Origin of the sequence: Streptomyces sp. NPDC051173, from assembly GCF_040689515.1 — a bacterium.
Taxonomy (GTDB): Bacteria; Actinomycetota; Actinomycetes; order Streptomycetales; family Streptomycetaceae; genus Streptomyces.
Genome location: NZ_JBFBBD010000011.1, coordinates 85,807 through 104,666, shown reverse-complemented (window position 1 = coordinate 104,666; position 18,860 = coordinate 85,807). Strand labels below are relative to the sequence as shown.

17 protein-coding genes and 1 pseudogene are annotated in these 18,860 nt (G+C 73.6%); 15 read left to right on the top strand and 3 right to left on the bottom strand.

The features are described 5' to 3' along the window. Nucleotide 1 precedes the first annotated feature (1 nt). The 5 genes from AB0435_RS09840 to AB0435_RS09820 are packed head-to-tail and all read left to right on the top strand — an operon-like array spanning nt 2 to nt 7,860. The gene (locus AB0435_RS09840) at nt 2-4,522 is read left to right on the top strand and encodes a beta-ketoacyl synthase N-terminal-like domain-containing protein (RefSeq protein ID WP_366426615.1); all 4,521 of its coding nucleotides are present in this window, start codon (nt 2-4) and stop codon (nt 4,520-4,522) included. Next, entirely contained in the window at nt 4,519-4,839 is a 321-nt protein-coding gene (locus tag AB0435_RS09835) for a phosphopantetheine-binding protein (RefSeq protein ID WP_366004444.1), read from the top strand. Before AB0435_RS09840 ends, AB0435_RS09835 begins: the two co-directional genes overlap by 4 nt. Continuing rightward, a complete protein-coding gene (locus tag AB0435_RS09830; protein WP_366426614.1) occupies nt 4,836-5,627 on the top strand; it encodes an alpha/beta hydrolase in 792 nt (263 codons plus the stop codon). The genes AB0435_RS09835 and AB0435_RS09830 overlap by 4 nt, the downstream gene beginning before the upstream one ends. Beyond that, nucleotides 5,624-6,802, top strand: coding sequence for a glycosyltransferase (locus AB0435_RS09825; protein WP_366004446.1), 1,179 nt, complete (start codon nt 5,624-5,626; stop codon nt 6,800-6,802). Before AB0435_RS09830 ends, AB0435_RS09825 begins: the two co-directional genes overlap by 4 nt. Next, on the top strand, nt 6,799-7,860 hold the full coding sequence (locus AB0435_RS09820) for a methyltransferase domain-containing protein (RefSeq protein ID WP_366426613.1): 1,062 nt from the start codon (nt 6,799-6,801) through the stop codon (nt 7,858-7,860). Before AB0435_RS09825 ends, AB0435_RS09820 begins: the two co-directional genes overlap by 4 nt. Before the next feature lie 28 nt (nt 7,861-7,888). On the opposite strand, the gene AB0435_RS09815 is transcribed toward AB0435_RS09820, so the two are convergent. Then, a complete protein-coding gene (locus AB0435_RS09815) occupies nt 7,889-8,545 on the bottom strand; it encodes an HAD family hydrolase (protein ID WP_366426612.1) in 657 nt (218 codons plus the stop codon). A 284-nt stretch (nt 8,546-8,829) separates the two neighbouring features. On the opposite strand from AB0435_RS09815, the gene AB0435_RS09810 reads away from it, so the two are divergent. From AB0435_RS09810 to AB0435_RS09790, 5 genes are all read left to right on the top strand, one after another. Then, complete coding sequence (locus AB0435_RS09810; protein ID WP_366426611.1) at nt 8,830-9,414, top strand: hypothetical protein; 585 nt, start codon at nt 8,830-8,832, stop codon at nt 9,412-9,414. 220 nt (nt 9,415-9,634) lie between these two features. Continuing rightward, on the top strand, nt 9,635-10,438 hold the full coding sequence (locus AB0435_RS09805; protein WP_366426610.1) for a hypothetical protein: 804 nt from the start codon (nt 9,635-9,637) through the stop codon (nt 10,436-10,438). Then, a complete protein-coding gene (locus tag AB0435_RS09800; protein ID WP_366426609.1) occupies nt 10,435-11,328 on the top strand; it encodes a thymidylate synthase in 894 nt (297 codons plus the stop codon). Before AB0435_RS09805 ends, AB0435_RS09800 begins: the two co-directional genes overlap by 4 nt. Nucleotide 11,329: 1 nt before the next feature. Continuing rightward, nucleotides 11,330-12,196 carry a hypothetical protein gene (locus AB0435_RS09795; RefSeq protein ID WP_366426608.1) on the top strand — a complete coding sequence of 289 codons (867 nt, stop codon included), beginning with the start codon at nt 11,330-11,332 and terminating at the stop codon, nt 12,194-12,196. 65 nt (nt 12,197-12,261) lie between these two features. Beyond that, the gene (locus AB0435_RS09790; RefSeq protein WP_366426607.1) at nt 12,262-13,401 is read left to right on the top strand and encodes an MFS transporter; all 1,140 of its coding nucleotides are present in this window, start codon (nt 12,262-12,264) and stop codon (nt 13,399-13,401) included. On the opposite strand, the gene AB0435_RS09785 is transcribed toward AB0435_RS09790, so the two are convergent. Then, nucleotides 13,390-13,902 carry an 8-oxo-dGTP diphosphatase gene (locus AB0435_RS09785; protein ID WP_366426606.1) on the bottom strand — a complete coding sequence of 171 codons (513 nt, stop codon included), beginning with the start codon at nt 13,900-13,902 and terminating at the stop codon, nt 13,390-13,392. The two genes, AB0435_RS09790 and AB0435_RS09785, sit on opposite strands and share 12 nt — an antisense overlap. A gap of 121 nt (nt 13,903-14,023) precedes the next feature. After that, a complete protein-coding gene (locus AB0435_RS09780; protein WP_366426605.1) occupies nt 14,024-14,242 on the bottom strand; it encodes a hypothetical protein in 219 nt (72 codons plus the stop codon). 270 nt (nt 14,243-14,512) lie between these two features. Here AB0435_RS09780 and AB0435_RS09775 point away from each other — a divergent pair, with 270 nt between their 5' ends. The 5 genes and pseudogenes from AB0435_RS09775 to AB0435_RS09755 all read left to right on the top strand — a co-directional run bounded on the left by AB0435_RS09775 (nt 14,513) and on the right by AB0435_RS09755 (nt 18,562). Continuing rightward, a complete protein-coding gene (locus AB0435_RS09775) occupies nt 14,513-15,319 on the top strand; it encodes a serine/threonine protein kinase (RefSeq protein WP_366004456.1) in 807 nt (268 codons plus the stop codon). A gap of 48 nt (nt 15,320-15,367) precedes the next feature. After that, nucleotides 15,368-16,792 (top strand): serine/threonine-protein kinase, encoded by a 1,425-nt coding sequence (locus AB0435_RS09770; protein WP_366426604.1) that lies wholly within the window; start codon nt 15,368-15,370, stop codon nt 16,790-16,792. A gap of 174 nt (nt 16,793-16,966) precedes the next feature. Beyond that, nucleotides 16,967-17,076: pseudogene (locus tag AB0435_RS09765) on the top strand (esterase); the annotation flags it as partial. A gap of 140 nt (nt 17,077-17,216) precedes the next feature. Beyond that, a complete protein-coding gene (locus AB0435_RS09760; protein WP_366426603.1) occupies nt 17,217-18,044 on the top strand; it encodes a hypothetical protein in 828 nt (275 codons plus the stop codon). Next, nucleotides 18,041-18,562, top strand: a complete 522-nt coding sequence (locus AB0435_RS09755) for a histidine phosphatase family protein (protein WP_366426602.1) — start codon at nt 18,041-18,043, stop codon at nt 18,560-18,562. Before AB0435_RS09760 ends, AB0435_RS09755 begins: the two co-directional genes overlap by 4 nt. The last annotated feature ends 298 nt before the right edge of the window (nt 18,563-18,860 follow it).

The window sequence follows — 18,860 nt, the reverse complement described above, 5'->3', positions numbered from 1 at the left end:
GGTGAACCTCGGTCTTCCCGGGAGTCCTAAGCAGGAGCCGGTGGCCGTCACCGGCATGGCGGTCACGCTGCCCGGAGCGGAGGACCTGGACCGGTACTGGCACAACCTCCTCACCGGCGTGGACGCCATCTCCGAAGTGCCGCCGGGGCGCTGGGACCAGGACGAGTACCGCTCCGGTGCCATCTACTGCCGGCGCGGCGGGTTCGTCGACGACCGGCTCCCCGGCTTCGACCCGGCCGCCTTCGGCATCATGCCCGGCTCCGTCCCGGCCATCGAGCCCGACCAGCTGATCGCCCTGAGCACGGCCGCCGCCGCGATCGCCGACGCGGGTGGCCTCGCGACGGCGGACCCCGCGCGGGTCGGTGTCGTGCTGGGCCGCGGCGGCTATCTGACGGCGGGGCTGGCACGACTCGACCAACGCGTCCGCACCGCAGGCCAGTTGACCCGTACGCTCCGGGAGCTGCTGCCCGAGGTCGGGGAGGAGAAGCTGGCCCAGGTCCGTACGGCCTTCGAGGAGGCCCTGGGGCCCGACAGCCCCGACGCGGCCATCGGACTCGTCCCCAACTTCACCGCCTCGCGCATCGCCAACCGGCTGGACCTGCGCGGCCCCGCCTACACGGTCGACGCCGCCTGCGCCTCCTCGCTGCTCGCGGTCGGCCAGGCGGTGGGCGAGCTGACCGCGGGGCGCTGCGACGTGATGCTCGCCGGAGGCGTGCACCACTGCCACGACGTGACCTTGTGGTCGGTGTTCGCCCGGCTGGGCGCGCTCTCCCCGACGGAGCGGATCCGCCCCTTCCACCGGGACGCGGACGGCGTGCTGATGGGCGAGGGCACCGCGGTGGTCGTCCTCAAGCGGCTCGCCGACGCGCTGCGCGACGGCGACCGGGTGTACGCGGTGGTACGGGGCACCGGGGTGGCCGGCGACGGCCGGGCCGCGGCCCTGGTCAACCCCGACCCGGAAGGGCAGGTCCGGGCGGTCCGGCTCGCCTGGGAGTCGGCGGGGGTGGACCCCGCCGCCCCGGCGGCGATCGGCCTGCTGGAAGCGCACGGCACGGGGACCCCGAACGGCGACGCCGCCGAAATGACCACATTGCGCCGGGTGTTCGGCTCCTCGCGCGAACCCGACGCGGTGATCGGCTCGGTCAAGTCGATGATCGGCCACACCATGCCGGCGGCGGGCGCGGCGGGCCTGGTCAAGGCGGCCCTGGCCCTCCACCACCAAGTGCTCCTGCCCACGCTGCACTGCGAGGACCCCCACCCCGACCTGCTCGCCACCCGCTTCCGCCCGTCCCCGGTGGCCCGCCCCTGGGACGCGGAGGTGCGCCGGGCCGGGGTGAACGCCTTCGGCTTCGGCGGCATCAACGCCCATGTGGTCCTGGAGGAGTTCCGCCCCACGGCCGGGAAGCGGCGCGCCGCGTCCACGGCCCTCAGGGTCGCCGAACCCGACCCCGTCCTGCGGATCGCGGCCGACACGGCCGAGGAACTGCGCACGCTGCTCGAAGCCGGGGACGACCGTCTGCGCGCGGGCGGGACCGTCGGCACCGGAGGCGCCCGGCTGGTCGTGGCGGGGCCCGGGGCCGAACGTCTCGCACTGGCCCGGAAGGCGGTCGCCCGCGGCCGGGCCTGGGGCGGCCGCCGCGACGTGTGGTTCGCGCCCGCGCCGCTGCTCGGACCGGCCGGTGGCCGCACCGCCTTCCTCTTCCCCGGCCTGGAGACCGGGTTCACCCCCCAGGGCGAGGACGTCGCCCGCCACTTCGGACTGCCCCGCCCCACCTGGCAGCAGGCCCGGGTCGGCGCCGTGGGCGAGCACGGGGCCGCCGTCGTCGACGCCGGACGCCTCCTGGCCGGCGCGCTGCGCCGCGCCGGTGTCACCCCCGACGCCCTGGCCGGGCACAGCGTGGGGGAGTGGACGGCCATGGCCGTCGGCGGCATCTTCGCCGACAAGGAAGTGGACGTCTTCCTGCGGGACTTCGACCCCCTGGCCCTGCGCGTCCCGGACCTGGTCTTCGTGGCCTTCGGCGCGCCCGCCGCCCAGGTGGAGGCGGCCCTGGCCGGGATCGGCGAGGTGGTGCTCTCCCATGACAACGCCCCGCACCAAAGCGTGGTCTGCGGCCCCGCGGCCCAGGCCGAGAAGGTGTCGGAACGACTGCGCCGGCAAGGCGTCCTCGGCCGCGCGCTGCCCTTCGAATCCGGCTTCCACACGCCCATGCTGGCCCCCTGCCTGGGACCGATCCGGGAGGGGATGCGGCGCTTCACCCTGCACCGCCCCTCGGTGCCGGTCTGGTCGGGGACGACCTGCGCGCCGTTCCCGGACCGGGAGCCGGAGATCCGCGAGCTGGCCGTGCGCCACCTCCTGGAGCCGGTCCGCTTCCGTGGCCTCGTCGAGTCCCTGTACGCGGCCGGGTTCCGCGCCTTCGTCCAGGCCGGCCAAGGCCAGCTGCCGGCCCTGGTCGGCGACGTCCTCGCCGACCGCGAGCACCTGGCGGTCACGGCCGGAGCCACCGACGGCGACGGCCTCGGCCGGCTGCGACGGGCCGTGGCCGGGCTCTGGGCGTACGGCGCGGAGCCCGACTTCGCCGCGCTGGCTACCGGAGAAGGCCGCGGCACCACGACCGTCGCACCCCTCTCGTCGCCCCCGTCAGCCCCGTCAGCCCCGTCAGCCCCGTCAGCCCCGTCATCTTCGTGCACGCCGGGCGTACGGCTCGGTCTGGACGCGGGCCCGGTCGACCTCGAACCCGCCTCCCGGGACCGGCTCCGTACGGTGCTGCGCGGCGCGCTCACCGCCCCGGAGGCGGCCGCCCCCGGAACCGGCCGACTGGCGGACGCCGCGCGGCGGTTCCCGGAGGCCGCACAGCTGAGCGCCCTGCTGACCGAGACGGCCGACGCGGCGGCGGACCTCTTCGCGGCGGCGCACGACGCGCCCCGGGCGGCCACGGGCGTCAGGACCTCCGGCCCGGTGGTGCCGGGCCACACGGCGGACGTCCCCCGGGCCACCACGCTCAGGGTCGCCCTCGACACCATGCCCTACCTCGTCGACCACTGCTTCTACCACCAGCGGCCGGACTGGCCCGACATCGGCGACCGCTGGCCGGTGGTCCCCGCGACCACCATGATCCGGCACATGGCCGACGCGGTGTCCGCGCCCGGTACCGGTGTCACGGTCGCGGTCCGCGGCGCCCGGTTCCTGGAGTGGCTGGTCGCCGAGCCCGCCGTCGACGTGACCACGACCGTACGGGCCGTCCCCGGACAACCGGGCCGTCACACCGTGGACTTCGGCCGGTACGCGCGCGCGGAGACCGAGACGGCGCCCCGCCACCCGGCACCGCCCGCCCGCTGGCCCGTCCCGGCCGACGAGGACGCGCCCACCGTCCCCGCCCGGGAGATGTACGAGGAACGCTGGATGTTCCACGGACCGCTCTTCCAGGGCGTCACCACCGTCACCGCGCTCGGCGTCCGGCACGTCCGGGGCGTGCTCACCGCTCCCCCCGCACCCGGCGCGCTCCTCGACAGCGCGGGACAACTGCTCGGCTACTGGCTGATGGCCACCCACCCCGACCGCACGGTGGTCCTGCCGGTCGGGATCCGCGAGATCCGCTTCCACGGCCCGGAACCCGCGGCGGGCGAACGCCTCGACTGCCACATCCGTATCACCACCCTCACCGATACGCTGCTGGCCGCGGACATCCAGCTCAGCCACCGCGGCACCGTCTGGTGCGGGATCAGCGGCTGGGAGGACCGCCGGTTCGACTCACCGCCCGCCACCGACGCCATCCGGCGCCGGCCCGGGCACGGCACACTGGCTCAAGTCCAGCCCGGCGGCTGGCACCTGGCCTTCGAATACTGGCCCGACCCGGCGTCCCGCGAGCTGATGATGCGCAACGTGCTGGGCGGCGCCGAACGCGACGCCTACGCGGCCCGGCCGCCGCGCGGCAGACCGCAGTGGCTGCTCGGCCGGATCGCCGCCAAGGACGCCGTACGCGACCACTTGTGGCAGCACGGCGCGGGCCCGGTCTACCCCGCCGAGATCCGGGTGCGCAACGACGACAGCGGACGCCCGTACCCGGAAGGGGTGCACGGCCGGCGGCTCCCGCCCCTGGACCTGTCCCTCGCCCACCGCGCGGAAGCCGCGGTCGCCCTGGTGCGCCCGGCCGGGGCCGCGCCCACCGGCATCGACATCGAGGAGATCACCGAGCGGCCGGAGGCCACCCGCGACGCGGCCCTGGCCCCCGAGGAGCTCCGGCTCTTCGACCGCCTCGGCGGCGGCCCCCGCACCCTCACCCGCTTCTGGGCGGCCAAGGAGGCCGCGGCCAAGGCCGAGGGCACCGGGCTGCGCGGCAGACCGCGCGACTTCCGCGTCGTCGCCGCCGACGGCGACCGGCTGACGGTCCGCACACCCTCCGGCCGCACCCACCCCGTGTCCCTCGCCGAGGTCGGCAACCCGGCGGGCCTGCGGCCCCGCCGGTACATCGTCGCCTGGACCGAGGACACCCACCGGCAGCACCACGAGGAGAGCCCTTCATGACCACCACCCCCACGCCGGACGCCGTCACCCCCCGCCCGGGGACCGCCGAACGCACCGTCCTCGCCGAGCTCACCGAGGCACTGCACCGCGTGGTCCCCGAGATCGGCCTCGAAGGCACGGCCGTCACCATGGACACCCGCTTCGTCGAGGACCTCGACCTGGAGTCCATCGACCTGGTCACCCTCACCGGCGAACTCGGGCGCCGCTACGGCGAACGGGTCGACTTCCCCGCCTACTTCGCCGCCCTCGAACTCACCGAGATCATCGAACTCTCCGTCGGCCACATGGTCCGCCACATCGCCGGACGCCTCGGGTGACGGTCCGCCGCCCGCGCCTGAACACCCTGCGCATCGGACCGGCCGGGCAGGACACCGTCGTCCTGGTGCACGGCATCGCCACGGACAACCTGACCAGCTACTACTTCACCGTCGCCCCGCAGCTCGCGGCGGCCGGGCACGACGTGGTGATGTACGACCAGCGCGGCCACGGCCGCAGCGAACGCCCGGCCACCGGCTACCGCCTGGAGGACTTCACCGACGACCTCGCCGCCCTCCTCGACGACATGGACACCACCGGGCCGGTCCACCTGGTCGGGAACTCCTTCGGCGGCACCGTCGCCTTCGACTACGCCCTGCGCCACCCCGACCGGATCGCCAGCCTCCTGGCCGTGGAGTCCGAACCGCCCACCGCGGCCTGGGCCGCCAAGATGAGCCGCCTGCTGGCCGGTTCGGCGAACCGGCTCCGCGACGGGCAGGCTCTGCCCTGGATCGAGCGGACCTACGGCCGGCACCCCGCCCGGCTGGTCAGCCGGGCCCGTCCGCTGCTGCAGGGGACGACGCTCGCCGCGGACATCGCGGCCAGCCGCATACCCGCCGAGGAGCGCTGGCGGACCCTCGACCTGCCCGTGCTGGCCGTCTACGGGAGCACCTCCGACCTCGCGGACACCGCGCCCTGGCTCGAATCCCTGCTCCCCGACTGCCGCACCCACCGGGTGGCGGGCCACGGGCACTCCGTGCTCGTGGGCGACCCACGGACCGTCGGGACGCTCATGCTCGACTGGATCGGGACGGGCCACCGCCACCGGAAGGAGGGGATCCGGGTATGAGCCGGTTCCTCCTCGTGGTGCCCCCGCTCGTCGGGCACATCAACCCCGCCGTCGCGGTGGCCCGCGAACTCACCCGGCGCGGACACGAGGTCGCCTGGGCCGGGACCCCCGGCATCGTCGGCGAACTGGCGGGCCCCGACGCCGAGATCCACGCCTGCGACGCACCCGACGATCTGCGCAGGCCCCCCGAACTGCGCGGGGTCGCGGCGCTGCGCTTCCTGTGGCAGGACTTCCTCGGGCCGCTCGCCCTGGCCATGGCGCCCGGGGTGGAACGGGCTGCCGCCGCCTTCCGCCCCGATGTGATCGTCGCCGACCAGCAGGCGCTCGCCGGTGCCCTGGTGGCCGAGCGGCTCGGGATCCCGTACGCCACCTCCGCCACCACCTCCGCCGAGTTCTCCGCCGTGCTCGGCGGAATGCCCAAGGTCGAGGCGTGGATCGACGATCTGCTGGCCGGGCTGCGCGGCACGCTCGGCGACCCGGGGCGCACCCACGACCCCCGCTTCTCGCCGGACCTCGTCCTGGCCTTCACCACCACCGCCTTGATGGGCGAGTACGCCGCGCCCCCGCAGACCCGCTTCGTGGGCCCGGCGCTCACCCGGCGGCCCGGCACGGCGCCCTTCCCCCGGGAGCGGCTCGACCCCGGGCGGCACACCGTCCTGGTCTCCCTCGGCACCGCCAACACCGATCTCGGCGCCCGCTTCCTCACCGAGTGCGCGGCCGCCGTACGGGACCGCTCACGGCACCTCCAGGCCGTCATCGCCGACCCGGGCGGGGTGCTCGGCGGCACCTCGGACGACGCCGTGCTCGCCGTACGCCGCATGCCCCAACTCGACCTGCTGAGCCGGGCGTCGGCGGTCGTCTGCCACGCCGGGCACAACACCGTCGCGGAGTCCCTGCTGCACGGGGTGCCGCTCGTCGTCGCCCCGATCCGCGACGACCAGCCCGTGATCGCCGCACAGGTGACCTCGGCCGGGGCCGGGATCCGGATCCGGTTCGGTCGCGGCGACCGTCGCACGATCGGCGCCGCGCTGGACGGCGTGCTCACCCTTCCCCAGTACCGCGCGGCCGCCCGCCACGTCCAGGAGTCCTTCCGCGCCGCGGGAGGCGCCGCCGCGGCGGCAGCGCACCTCGAAGAACTCGCCATCACACGACAGGGAGAACCAGGAAGCCCATGAACCGGACCCAGGAGGTCGCCCAGCTCCGCGTGGGCTACCAGCGCGAACTCGCCCACGGCACCGAACGCTTCCACGGGCCGAGGAGCACCACGTGCCCCTGGTGCGGCTCCTCCCGGCTGCGGACGAGGCTGCGCACCATCGACCTGATGCAGCACAAGCCCGGCACCTTCGTCCTCGACGAGTGCCACGACTGTTCCCACTCCTTCCAGAACCCCCGGCTCACGCCCGAGGGACTGGACTTCTACTACCGGGACTTCTACGACGGCCTGGGCGCCGAGGCCATGGAGTGGATCTTCGGTGTCAAGGGCAGCCAGAAACGCTACCTCGCCAGCGCCCGCGCCCTCCTCCCCTTCGGCACTTCCCGCCGCTGGCTGGACGTCGGCACCGGGCACGGGCACTTCCCCCAGGTCGCCAAGACGGTGCATCCGGACACGGTCTTCGACGGCCTCGACGTCAGCGAAGGCGCCGAGGAGGGCAAGCGCAACGGCCGGATCGCCGAGGCCTACAGCGGCCTCCTCACCGACCTCGCCCTCAAGCTGGAGGGCCGTTACGACACGGTGAGCATGTTCCACTACCTGGAGCACACCGCCGACCCGCGTGCCGAACTGACCGCCGCCCGGACCGTACTCGCCCCCGGCGGCCACCTGATCATCGAGGTCCCGGACCCGGAGAGCGCGATGAGCGGGGTCCTGGGCCGCTGGTGGATGCCGTACTTCCAGCCCCAGCACCTGCACCTCATGCCCTTCGCCAACCTCCGCCGCGAACTGGAGTCGTCCGGCTACACCGTCGTCGCCGTCGAACGGCACGAGCCGCACACCCCGTTCGACCTCACCGGCGCGGCGGTCCTCCTCCTCGGGCACGCCCTGCCGCCCGCCGACGAACCCTGGCACGCCCAGCCACCCAGCGACCTCCAGCGCAAGGCCCGCACGACCATGTTCTGGTCGGCCGTCCCCCTGGTGGCCGGTGTGTACGGTCTGGAGCAGCTGCTCACCCCCCTCCTCCGTCGCACCCGCTTCTCCAACGCCTACCGGATCGTGGCGCGCAGCGGAGTGGCGTAGGCGGACCGGGCGCCCGCGGCGGGGCCGGTCACGGCCGCCCCGCCAGCAGCGCCGGCAGGCTCCGCATGTCGTCGAAGACGACGGTGCCGGGGCCTTCGAGCCAGGCGCGGGGCGTCAGCCCGCCGCAGTAGCCGAAGCAGCGCATGCCGGCGGCGCGGGCGGCCTCGACACCGGGCCGGCTGTCCTCGACCACCGCGCACGCCGCGGGGTCGACGCCCATCCGCCGTGCCGCGTACTGGAAGAGATCCGGCGCCGGCTTGCCCCGGGCGACCTCGGTGGAGCTGTAGATGCGGCCCGCGAAGCGGTCGTAGAGGCCGGTGCGGCCGAGCGTGTGGACCATCTTCTCGTGCGAACCGCTGGAGGCGACACAGGTCGGCAGCGTGATCGCGTCGAGCGCCTCCGGCAGCCCCTCGACCGGCAGCAGGCCGAGGTCCACCTCGCGGCGGTGCAGTTCGACGAACCGCTCCCACCACGTCGCGGCCGCCCGGCTCCCCAGCCGGGCGGCGACCTGGCCGGTGATGGACAGCATGGAGCGGCCGATGAACCGCTCGACCGCCTCGTCCTCGGTGAGCGGCCAGCCCAGTTCCGCGCCCAGCAGGACGTGGACCCGCATGGCGATGCATTCACTGTCGACCAATACGCCGTCACAGTCGAATATCACGAGCTCAATTGGCTTGAACGGCACCGGAGAACGGACTCCCGACCTCTCCACAGCCTTCACCCCCTGTGCTAGCTTCCTGGGCATCAAGGAGCATGCGGGCTGCACTGCTCGGGGGAAACGTGAAGCGGGCCACACCTTCGGAACAAGAGATCCAGCAGAGATCTCAATACCTTGCACAACAGCGGGGTCTCCCCATTGTGGGCATTTCCGCTCCGTCTGTCGACCGGCCCGCGCTGGAGCCGGGAAACATCAAGACGGGGACGTCGGGAAAGCACATAGGCCGTGTTCTCGTATGGAATCTGCCGACCTTGCGCACATGTCCCGGGGCGAGCGACTGGTGCGCCCGGAACTGTTACAACGGGGACACGAGCGGCGAGGTCGTCTTCAACCGGCCGTTGTGGTTCGCCAATGAGCGGCATGCCCGTGAGAACCCGGAAGGTCTGGGCCGGGTCATTCTCCGGCAACTGGCCGACGCCGCGCGGGGAGCCACTCCTCCCGTGGTCGCCGTGCGGGTGCATTCCTCCGGGGACTTCTTCGGCGAGCGGTACGTCTCCATGTGGCGCGACATAGCCCGCGCCGTGCCCCAGCACCTGTTCTGGGCCTACACGCGTTCCTGGGTGATCCCGGCCATGCTCCCCGCGTTCGACGAGCTCAGGCGGTTGCCCAACTTCCAGCTCTTCGCCTCCGTCGACCACACCATGGGCCACCCCCCGGCGGGCTGGCGGGTGAGCCGGGTGCGGGACCCGCGGGTGCCCGGCACCGAAGCGGAGGAACCCCGCCCGAAAGTACGGCAGATCGCCTGCCCCGAGGAATACCGAGAAGGCATCGACTGCGCCAAGTGCAGATTCTGCCTGCTGCCGCGAACAGGGGATGTCATCTTCAATGTCCACTGACACCGCCCCGCACCCTGTCCTCATCGGCGGCCCGGCGGGAGCCGGCCGTGCGGAACTCGCGGAGAGGCTGAAAGACATCGGGGCCGTGGAGTCCGAGTCGTTTTCCGCTCCCATGTCCGCGCCTATGTCAGCGCCCTTGTCCGCGCCCGACGTACGCTCCACCACGGCTTTCCACGCGGCCCTGTTCCCGGAGCAAAAGCCTCCGGAAGAGGTGTCGCGCATGGCCGACGAGGCACACCTCGTCCTCCACCGCTCCAACAGGGACACCGTCGAGGAGATCGCCCAGGTGGTACGCGAGGGATTCGAGGTGCACAAGGCGTCGGAAGCGTATCCGGACTGCCGGTGCGTCGATCTCGAGAACCGTGCCGGATATACGGGAATCGCCGAGGAATTCATCGACGAACTACGGCTCACCACCGCCGATTTCCACCACGCTTCGGCTCCCCGGCTGAGCGGAATCCTGGGGAGGACACCCGCGGGCGCCCGGCTGCTCGAAGTGGGCGCGGGGCGGGGCTGGCTCCGCCGGGCCGTGGACACGGGCGAGGCCGACTACTCCTGCCAGGAGTCCAGCGCCGGAATGGCCCGCTATCTGCCGGACGGCGTCATGACGGAGCCGATCAGGGCCCTGCCCGCGCGACACGGTGCCTACGACTGGGTCGTGGGATCCCTGGTCGACGGGATGGCCTACCCGCTCGGCGTCTTCTGCCTCGCCCAACTGCTCGCGCCCGAGGGGCGGATCGTGCTCACCTGGCCGTCCGCGGTGTGGTCCACCGGCCGGCGGCGCACCACGCACACGACGCGGTTCGTCTCCTCCAGCGGCAAGGAGGTTCCGGGCGTCCACTCCTTCACACCCGACCGCACCCGGACCAAGGAACTCTTCCGGCTGGCCGGCCTGGCACTCACCGACTTCGTCGAATGCCCGCCGGTGCCGCCCACCGGGCGCCCCTACAGCCCCGACACGTATCTCGCCGACGGGTCCCTGCCCGAGAGCGTGGTCTCGATCGCGGTGGGGGTGCGGCAGTGAACTCCTTCGAGTCCTTCCACGAGGCGTACCACCACCTGACGGCGCTGCTCGTGAAGGAGGGCGACCGGGTGCCCGGGCCGCGGTCGCGGACCTCGGTCGGCTCCGGCTTCGGGACGGCGGAGAGAGTGACCTACGAGGTCATCTCGCCGACCGTACGGATACGCGACCCCAGGAACCGCCTCCTCCCCGGCACGTGCCGGCACACCAACAGGGGATTCGCCTTCGCCAACTACCTGTGGGCCCTGACACCGGGCGCGAGCGCGGACCAGGTGATCGCCTACAACGCGCGCGGGAAGGCGTTCACCGACGACAACGGCACGCTGGTCTGCGGCCTCTCCCAACGGCTCATCGGCGACGGGACCACCTCACCGCTGCGCGACCTGATCGCCCTCATGAGGCGGGACCTGTCCACCCGCAGGGCCTACCTCGGCTTCATCCACCCCGCAGACCTCCGCGACGAGCCGAGGGACTTCTCCTGCTTCGGGTCGCTGCAGTTCCTGCACCGCGACGGCCGCCTCGACTGCATCGCGTCCATGCGCTCCCAGTCCCTGATCGGAGTGATGCCCTACGACGTCGTCCTCCTGACCATGGTGCAGGAGACCGTGGCCAACGAGCTCGGGCTCGCGCTGGGTTCCTACTACCATCACTGCGGATCGCTCCACTACTATGCGGGCGAGGAAGGCCAGCTGCGCTCCGTCCTGAGCTGCGCGGACGAGGTGGAGGCCATGCCTCCCATGCCGGCCCGCACACCGCTCGGCACGGACGGCGCGCTGCTCGCGGCGGAGCGGGAGCTCCGGCGGACCGGTCTTCCCGACGACACGCGCCTCGAGCCGTACTGGCTGGACATCCTCGCGTCCATGAGGCGCGCCCTGATATCCGACAAGGGGTAGCGTGACGACAGGCTCAGCCGTCCTGGCACGGGTCCGGGGCCTCGTGGCCGCCCACCGGGAGAGCCTGCTGGGCGGCGAGGTCATGCCCGAGGACGCGCTCGTCGCGGTGGTGCCCCCCGCACACCTCCTGGACACCCTCACGCTGGGCATGTCCCTGAACTACCAGCGCGACAGCTACGCGCTCTGGCGGGCGGTCGCCGCGGCGTACCAGGACCCCCGCTCCCGCTGGGTGTTCACCCCGGCACGGGTCCTCGACCGCACCCCCGAGGATCTCGCCCGGCACCTCCTCGCACACCGGGTCGCCCTCCAGCCGAACCGGCACCCCGAGATCTGGCGCCGTGTCGCCCGGGGGATCGCCGGCTCGTCGGCGGACGGCGACGTCGCGGGCCTGCTCACGTCGGCGGGGAGGGACATCGCCCGCCTCACGGACATCGTGCGGGTGCGCAGGAAGCCGGAGTTCCCCTACCTGTCCGGCCCGAAGATCTTCAACTACTGGCTCTACGCCCTGGAGCAGTACGCGGACGTGAGGTGGACGTCCCGCGAACTGATCACCATCGCCCCCGACACGCACGTCATCCAGGCCACGGTGCGGCTCGGGCTGTGCGGGAGCGAGGTGCTGGAGGGCTCGGCGGTGCACCGGGCGGCGGTCGCCGAGACCTGGGCGGAGGCGCTGGCCGGCTCCGCCATGGCCCCCATCGACGTGCACACCCCGCTGTGGCTGTGGAGCCGGGCGGGGTTCCCCGACATCGCGGAACTCCGGGGCGCCGCGGCGCTCACGGGCGCCGGACGGGGCGCCAGGAAGGAAACCGGAAAGGAAACCGGAGACGAAACCGGAGACGAAACCGGAGAGGAAGCCCCTTGGGGTTAGCGCCGGGCGGACGGGGCCCGGCGAGGTTCTTCCCCAGCCCACCGGCCAGGAGGCCGGTCCTGCTGATGACTCTCGGCTCCTTCGCCCTGGGCACCGACGCGTTCGTCATCAGCGGCGTCCTGTCCTCGGTGGGCGACGACCTGTCGGTGTCGGTCGGCACCGCCGGCCTGCTCATCACCGTCTTCGCGGCCGTCTACGCGCTGGCCGCCCCCTTCATCGCCGTCGGCACCGCCAACCGTGACCGGCGCAGGGTCCTCCTGGCGGCCCTCGCCGGCTTCGTCGTCGCCAACGCCCTGGCCGCGGCGGCGCCGGACTACGCGGTCCTGATGGCCGCGCGGGTGGTGGCCGCTCTGGCCACCGCGCTGTTCATGCCCGCCGCGTCCGCCACCGCCGCGGCCATCGTCCCGCCCGAGGAACGCGGCAGGGCCCTGACCGCCGTCCTCGGCGGCATCACGATCGCCAGTGCCCTCGGCGTCCCCGCCGGCACCGTCATCGCCGCGTTCTCCGACTGGCGGGCCACCTTCCTCTTCGTCGCCCTCCTGAGCCTCGTCGCCCTCCTCGGCCTCGCCCGCGCGCTCCCCCCGGTGCCGCCCACGGCGGAGGCACCCATCGCCGAACGCGCCCGCGCGGCCGTCCTGCCCGGCGTGCCCGCGGTCCTGCTCGTCAGCATGCTGACCTTCTGCGGCATGTTCGCGCTGTACGCCTATCTGGAGTGGACCGCCCAGCACATCGCGGGGCTGCACGGCGCCGCCGTCGCCTTCGTCTTCTTCGCCTACGGCGCGTGCGGAGTGCTCTCCAACCTGGTGACCGGTGTACTGATCGACCGCTTCCCGCCGGAGCGCCTCGCCCTGCTCTCCTCCTGCGCCCTCGTCCTGGTCATGGGGCTCATGGCGCTCCTGGCCCGTGTCGGCTCCCACCGGGCGCCGACCGTCGTCGCGTTCTTCGTGACGGTCGTGCTGTGGTCGCTGATCGGCTGGACCATGAACCCCGCCCTGCAGAAGTGCTTGATCAACGCGAGTGGCGAGCAGGCACAGGTGGTGCTCTCACTGTCGGGGTCGGCGGTCTACGCCGGCCAGGCGGTCGGGAGCCTGGCCGGGGGACTCGTCCTGACGCACGGGGCGGGGGCGTTGACGCTCACGGCCGTGGCGTTCCAGGTGCTGACGGTCGTGGCGATGCCGGCGGTGTCGCGGAGATCAGTCTCCTGACCCGGTCCCGCGCACCGGCTCCCTGCGGACGTCGGCCTTGGCCACCGTCAGATTGTCGTCGGCGAAGACGAACTCGGCTTCCACGCGCCGGCCGGCCAGCACGTCCGCCAGCCAGTGCCGCGCGTCGTCCCACATCGCGTCGAGCGGCAGCTCGTCCACCGGGTGCCAGGACGGTGCGATCTCCTCGCACTCCCGGGCGGTGCCCTCGGCCCTGTCGGTGAGGAACACCGCCACTTCCTGGTCGTGGTCCGGCCGGGCCGGGAACCGGAAGACCAGTCTCGCCGCGTGCCGCAGCTCCGCCTCGGCAGCCACCAGCGAGGACTCCTCGGCCAGTTCACGCACGGCGGCCCGCGCGGGCGTCTCCCCGGCCTCGACGTGGCCGCCCAGGCCCACGACGTTGCCGGCGCCGAAGCCCCGCTTCTTCCGGCCGAGCAGCACCTCCCGGCCGCCGGTGGCAGTGGTCCGGGTCACCAGGCACAAGCACATCGATGTCAGAGTCATCCCGGCATCATCGCGCACCCCGGCACGGCCCCGGCCGCTTTCGGCCGAGAGGGGCGGCCACGGCGACGGCGCGCCACGGAGGACCGTGGCGCGCCGTACGAGCGGTGCCGGGGGCCCGGCCCTATGCCACCGACTGGGCCGCGTTGCAGACGGCCCGCTCCTCGTCACCGAGGTGGGTGGAGCTCATGTCGGGGCCCTGGACCCAGCCGAGGAGGCCGATGATCTGGCCGGGGTCGTCGTAGCGGGAGAAGACGGCGGTCTGGAGGCCGACGCCGGTGGCGGGGTCGAAGTTCTGCAGGACGCCGCCGCCGCTGCACCCCGGTGAGAGCGCGCCGGGCATCACGTCGCTGTAGTGGACCGGGTCGGCCCAGGGCGGTCCTCCTGGCCAAACTGGGCGCCACCACCCGTTTCCAGGCGGGCGTCCAGGCGGCACGGCGCGGCTGGCTCTGAGGCGTCGGCGGCCCGGGTGATGCAGGTGGGCCCCGGGGCGACGCCTCCACGGCCCTGGCCCATCGGGCGGCGTGACGGTATGCAGGAAGTGTGGGAGTGTCTTGTGGCCGCGGGGGCGGCCCGGGCATGACAGCCGTGGACGGGGGTGCGAGGAGGGACAGTGAGCGGGATAGTGATCCACCTGCCGCAGGGGAGCGGCGACGCCGGCGGGGAGCCGGGAGGAGGGGCGGTGACGTTAAGGCTCGGCCCGGGGGAAGTGGCGCGTTTCGGACGGGGATCCGCGACGACACCGGTCGAACTCCGCCTCGCCGACGCGGCGATCTCCCGGCTGGCGGGGGAGATCCGGGTGACCGACGACCATTGGCAGCTCAGCAACCACAGCGCGACCCAGAGCTATCTGGTGGAGAACCCGGAGGGCGCGGGGGAATACCTGAGGGTGCCGCCACGGCGGGCCGGAGCGCCCATCCCCTTCGAGTTCTCCCGGGTGGTGCTGCCCACCCGCCGCAGTACCACGGTCGCCTTCCAGGTGTTCGCGCCCGACCACGTCTACCTCGACCCGGACGGCATGGGCGGCCAGTGGGGGAGCCGCACCGTCACCGCGTACTGCCTGGACGAGACGGCGACGTACTTCCTCGTGCTGGTCGCGCTCTGCGAACCACGGCTGCGTGACGAGTCGCCGGTCGCCGTGCCCACCACCCCGCAGATCGTCGAACGGCTCGGGTGTCACGCCGCCGGCGGCAACCTCACGGCCCGCGCCGTGAGTTCTCACATCGACTACCTGGCCGAGGAGAAGATGCGCATCAGCGAACCGGCCGGAGGCGAACCCCGCAGGGAGGCCCGCCGCAACGGCAAGCGGGAGGCGATCGTCGGACTCGCGCTGCGGTTCGGACTCGTGCGGGAGGAGCACCTCGCCCTGCTGCCGCCCCGCGCCGGAGCGGGTACGTGGGAGCGGGAGACGACGGGATGAGCCGTGGTGGCGCCCACCGACAGGGCCGGCGGACCGGAGGAGGGGACGGTGCGGGATCCTGGTGACACCTCGGGGGACGACGCCGTGGAACAGCTCCCGCGCGGCTACCGCGTCGGGGGCTGGGAGGTCACCGAGCCGATCGCGTCCGGTGGTTGGGCGACGGTCTACGCGGGACGGCCGGCCGAGGGCGGTACGGACCCGGAAGACGTCGCGCTCAAGTTCCTGCCGACCGGCGGGCTCGCGCCCCGGCAGGCCCACAAGGTCGCGGAAAGTGCCCGGCGCGAGGTGGAATTCGGCCACCGGAACCGCCACCCGAGACTGATCCGCCTGCTGGACTCCGTCGTGCTCGGCGAACCGGGCCGGCCGTTCCTGGACGGGGCGACCGTGCTGGTCATGGAGCGTGCCGCGGGCAGCCTGCGGGACCGGCTCGGCGCCGAGGTGACCGAGGCCGAAGGCGCCCGGCTGATCACCGAGATCTGCGAGGGCCTGGCCCACCTGCACGGCGCGGGCTGGCTGCACGGCGACCTCAAACCGGACAACGTCCTGCTCATGCCGGACGGTTCGGTCAAGCTCTCGGACTTCGGCCTCGCCACGGAGCTGACCGGCACCCACGCGTACGCGCCCCCGATGGGCACCTTCGACTACCTCCCGCCCGAGCGCTGGAAGGCCTCGCTCGGCGAGCAGGGCGTGCGGGTCCGCCAGAGCGCCGACATCTGGGCCCTGGGCATCATGATCCACGAAGTGTTCGCGTCCGGCGCCTCGCCGTTCCCCGGTGCCACTCCCGTCTCGCGCGCCGCCGCGGCGCAGGAGTACGCGGAGGGGCGCGCACCGCTGCGCATGGACAACGCCGTACCGCCCTTCTGGCGCGCGCTGGCCGCCGACTGCCTCGCCCCGACCCACGACGACCGCGCGACGCACACCGCCGGGAGCCTGCTGGCACGCATCCACGCCCGGCAGGAAGCGGACTCTCCTAAGGAAGCGCGCCCGGCGGTACGGCGGCGCGGCAGGGTCCGCGCCGCCCTCGTGGCCGTCGCGGCGTGCGGGGCGGTCGCGGCGGTCTGGTCGTACGCCGTCCACGGATCCGGTCCTGCCTCGCCGGCCCGGTCCGGCGAGCCCGCCGCCACCCTGGCCGACGCCGCGGGCAGCATCCGGGTGTTCAACGTCGAGCAGCGCTGCGGCGACCGTACGGACCGGCAGCCGGAGTGCAGCCTCGGGCTGGCCATCGATCCGCTGCGGCCCTACACCATCGACAACGTCGTACCGACACGGGTGTGGCACGGTGACGTCCTCGCCGTCGACTGCCAACTCCCCCGGGGGATGCCCATCATCGACGAGGCGGGCACCCGGTCCGACCAGTGGTTCCGCGTCCGGCTCCCGGCCGGCTCCACGCGGCCCACCGCGTGGCTGCCCGCCGTGCGGACGAAGGACCGCCCCGCGGTCCCCCCGTGCCCGCGGCCCACGCCGGTGCTGTGAGCCCACGGGCGCCGGGGGCCATACGGGGCGGCGCCGTCCGTGTTCCCGTGCGTCACACATTCACGCCTCCCCCTTGACGCGGCGGTGGATGCCGGGAATCACGGCACATCCAGGTCTACCGGGAACCGCCGGGCGCTGTCACTCCGGATCGTTCCGGGTGTCGTGGCCCGGCACTCCGTCGGAATCCCCCACGAGTGGTACGAGACCCGGGCGGCCACTTCGTCCGCGAGAACCGCTTCAGGGACGACCTCGACGGCATCATCGGCCGCCTCCGCAAGGCGTAGCCCCACGGGGTCGGCCGGGCCGGGGCGCGACACGCGTGGCGGGGTTGACGTGGCGGGCCCGTGGCGGTTGCGTGGTGGTCCCAGTCGACGGCGGCCACCGGCCCGGCCCGCGGCCGTCACGTGTACGAGAGGGTCACCCGATGCCCGGAGTGGACGGCATGCGCGCGGTGCCGATGGACCGGCCCGAGAGGCCGGGAGCCGCGCTGCGCGTTCTCGACGCCCGCTCCGGCGAGCAGGTCGACGTCGGGACGGGACACCGTTACCCGCTGCGCGTCTTCGTCCGGCGGGCGCGGGCCGGTGCTTCGGCGGAGCCGTCCGAGCTGCGGGCGCGCCTGGTCGCCGACATCCTCGTACGCACCGCCGAACTGCACGGCGGGCAGGCGCTCCTCGGGCTCGTCGGCCCCGGTGGCACGCGGGACGCCGACGAGGCGCGGGCAGCCGTGCTCGGCATCCGCCCGCCCGCGGCGACCGGCACACCGGACGAGGTCGCCCGGGCGCTGGGCGGCCGGGCCGATGTGTACGTCACGGCCGGTCAGGAACCGGCGGAGCAGGCCGTCACCGTGCGGGTCGGCGTGGTGCACCCCTACGAGCAGCCGTCCCCGATCGGCCTCGACGCCCTGGCCCTGCGGCTGGCGCTGCTGACCCACCCGCACCACGAACCCGTCGCCTTCACCCCCGAGGAGCTCGCGGCGGCGCAGCGCACGCTGCAGCGGTGGCGGGGCTCGGTGGCCCGCTGGGCACAGGCGCCGTCGAAGCCGATGTGCGCCGAGATCCTCGGCCGGGCCCTGGCGGGCCTGGAGGACGACCTGGACGTCCCGGTGGTCCTGGACGCGCTGAACCGGCTGGAGACGGACACCGGGCTGCCCGACGGGGCGAAGTTCGAGACGTTCACCTATCTGGACCGCGTCCTGGCACTCGAACTCACCCGCGAGATCGGCCACGCGACGTCGTACGACCCGCCGGCATGAGCGCCCGCCGAAGGCTGCTCGTGCTGCGGCACGCCAAGTCCGCGTGGCCGCCGGACGCCGCCGACCACGAACGGCCGCTCGCCCCGCGGGGCCTTCGCGACGCGCCGGCGGCGGGACGGTGGCTGTGCGAGGCGGACTGCCTGCCCGATCTCGTCCTGTGCTCCACCGCCCGGCGCGCCCGGCAGACGTGGGAGCTGGCGGCCGGGCAGCTCGGCACCCCACCGCCCGCACGCCATGAACCGCGCCTCTACGCGGCGAGCGCGACCGGCCTGCTGGAGACCATTCGTGAAGTGCCCGCCGACATCGGGACGTTGCTGATCGTCGGCCACAACCCGGGGCTCCAGGAACTGGTCCTGGCGCTGGCCGGTGAAGCCGTCGGCGATGCCCGGCAGCGAGCCGGGACGAAGTTCCCGACCTCCGCGATCGCGGTGCTCACCTGGCACGGCACCTGGGCGGACCTCCACCCGGGCACGGCCCTGCTGACCGACGTCGCCGTGCCGCGAGGTGACAGGCCCTGAGGGCGGGGCGCCGTATCCGGATGGTGGCGGTGGTGGCGGTGACGGCCCAGCCTGTCCGGTGTCGCCGTGTGGGCGGAGTACACCACCCGCTGCCGGGCCTTCAGCCCCTGCGGGTCGGTCCACGCGAAGGGGTTCCCGCCCGCGCGGGCCACGAGCTCGGGATACAGCGGGGGCGGCAAGCGCTGCACCCGTCAGAGCCACCACCGTGACGGCGCCCGTTCCGGCCACGGCCCGCCGGTCGGCGTCCGGCCGCGTGCGTACCGGCGGGCACCCGGCGAGACTGGACGGGCGGCGCGCC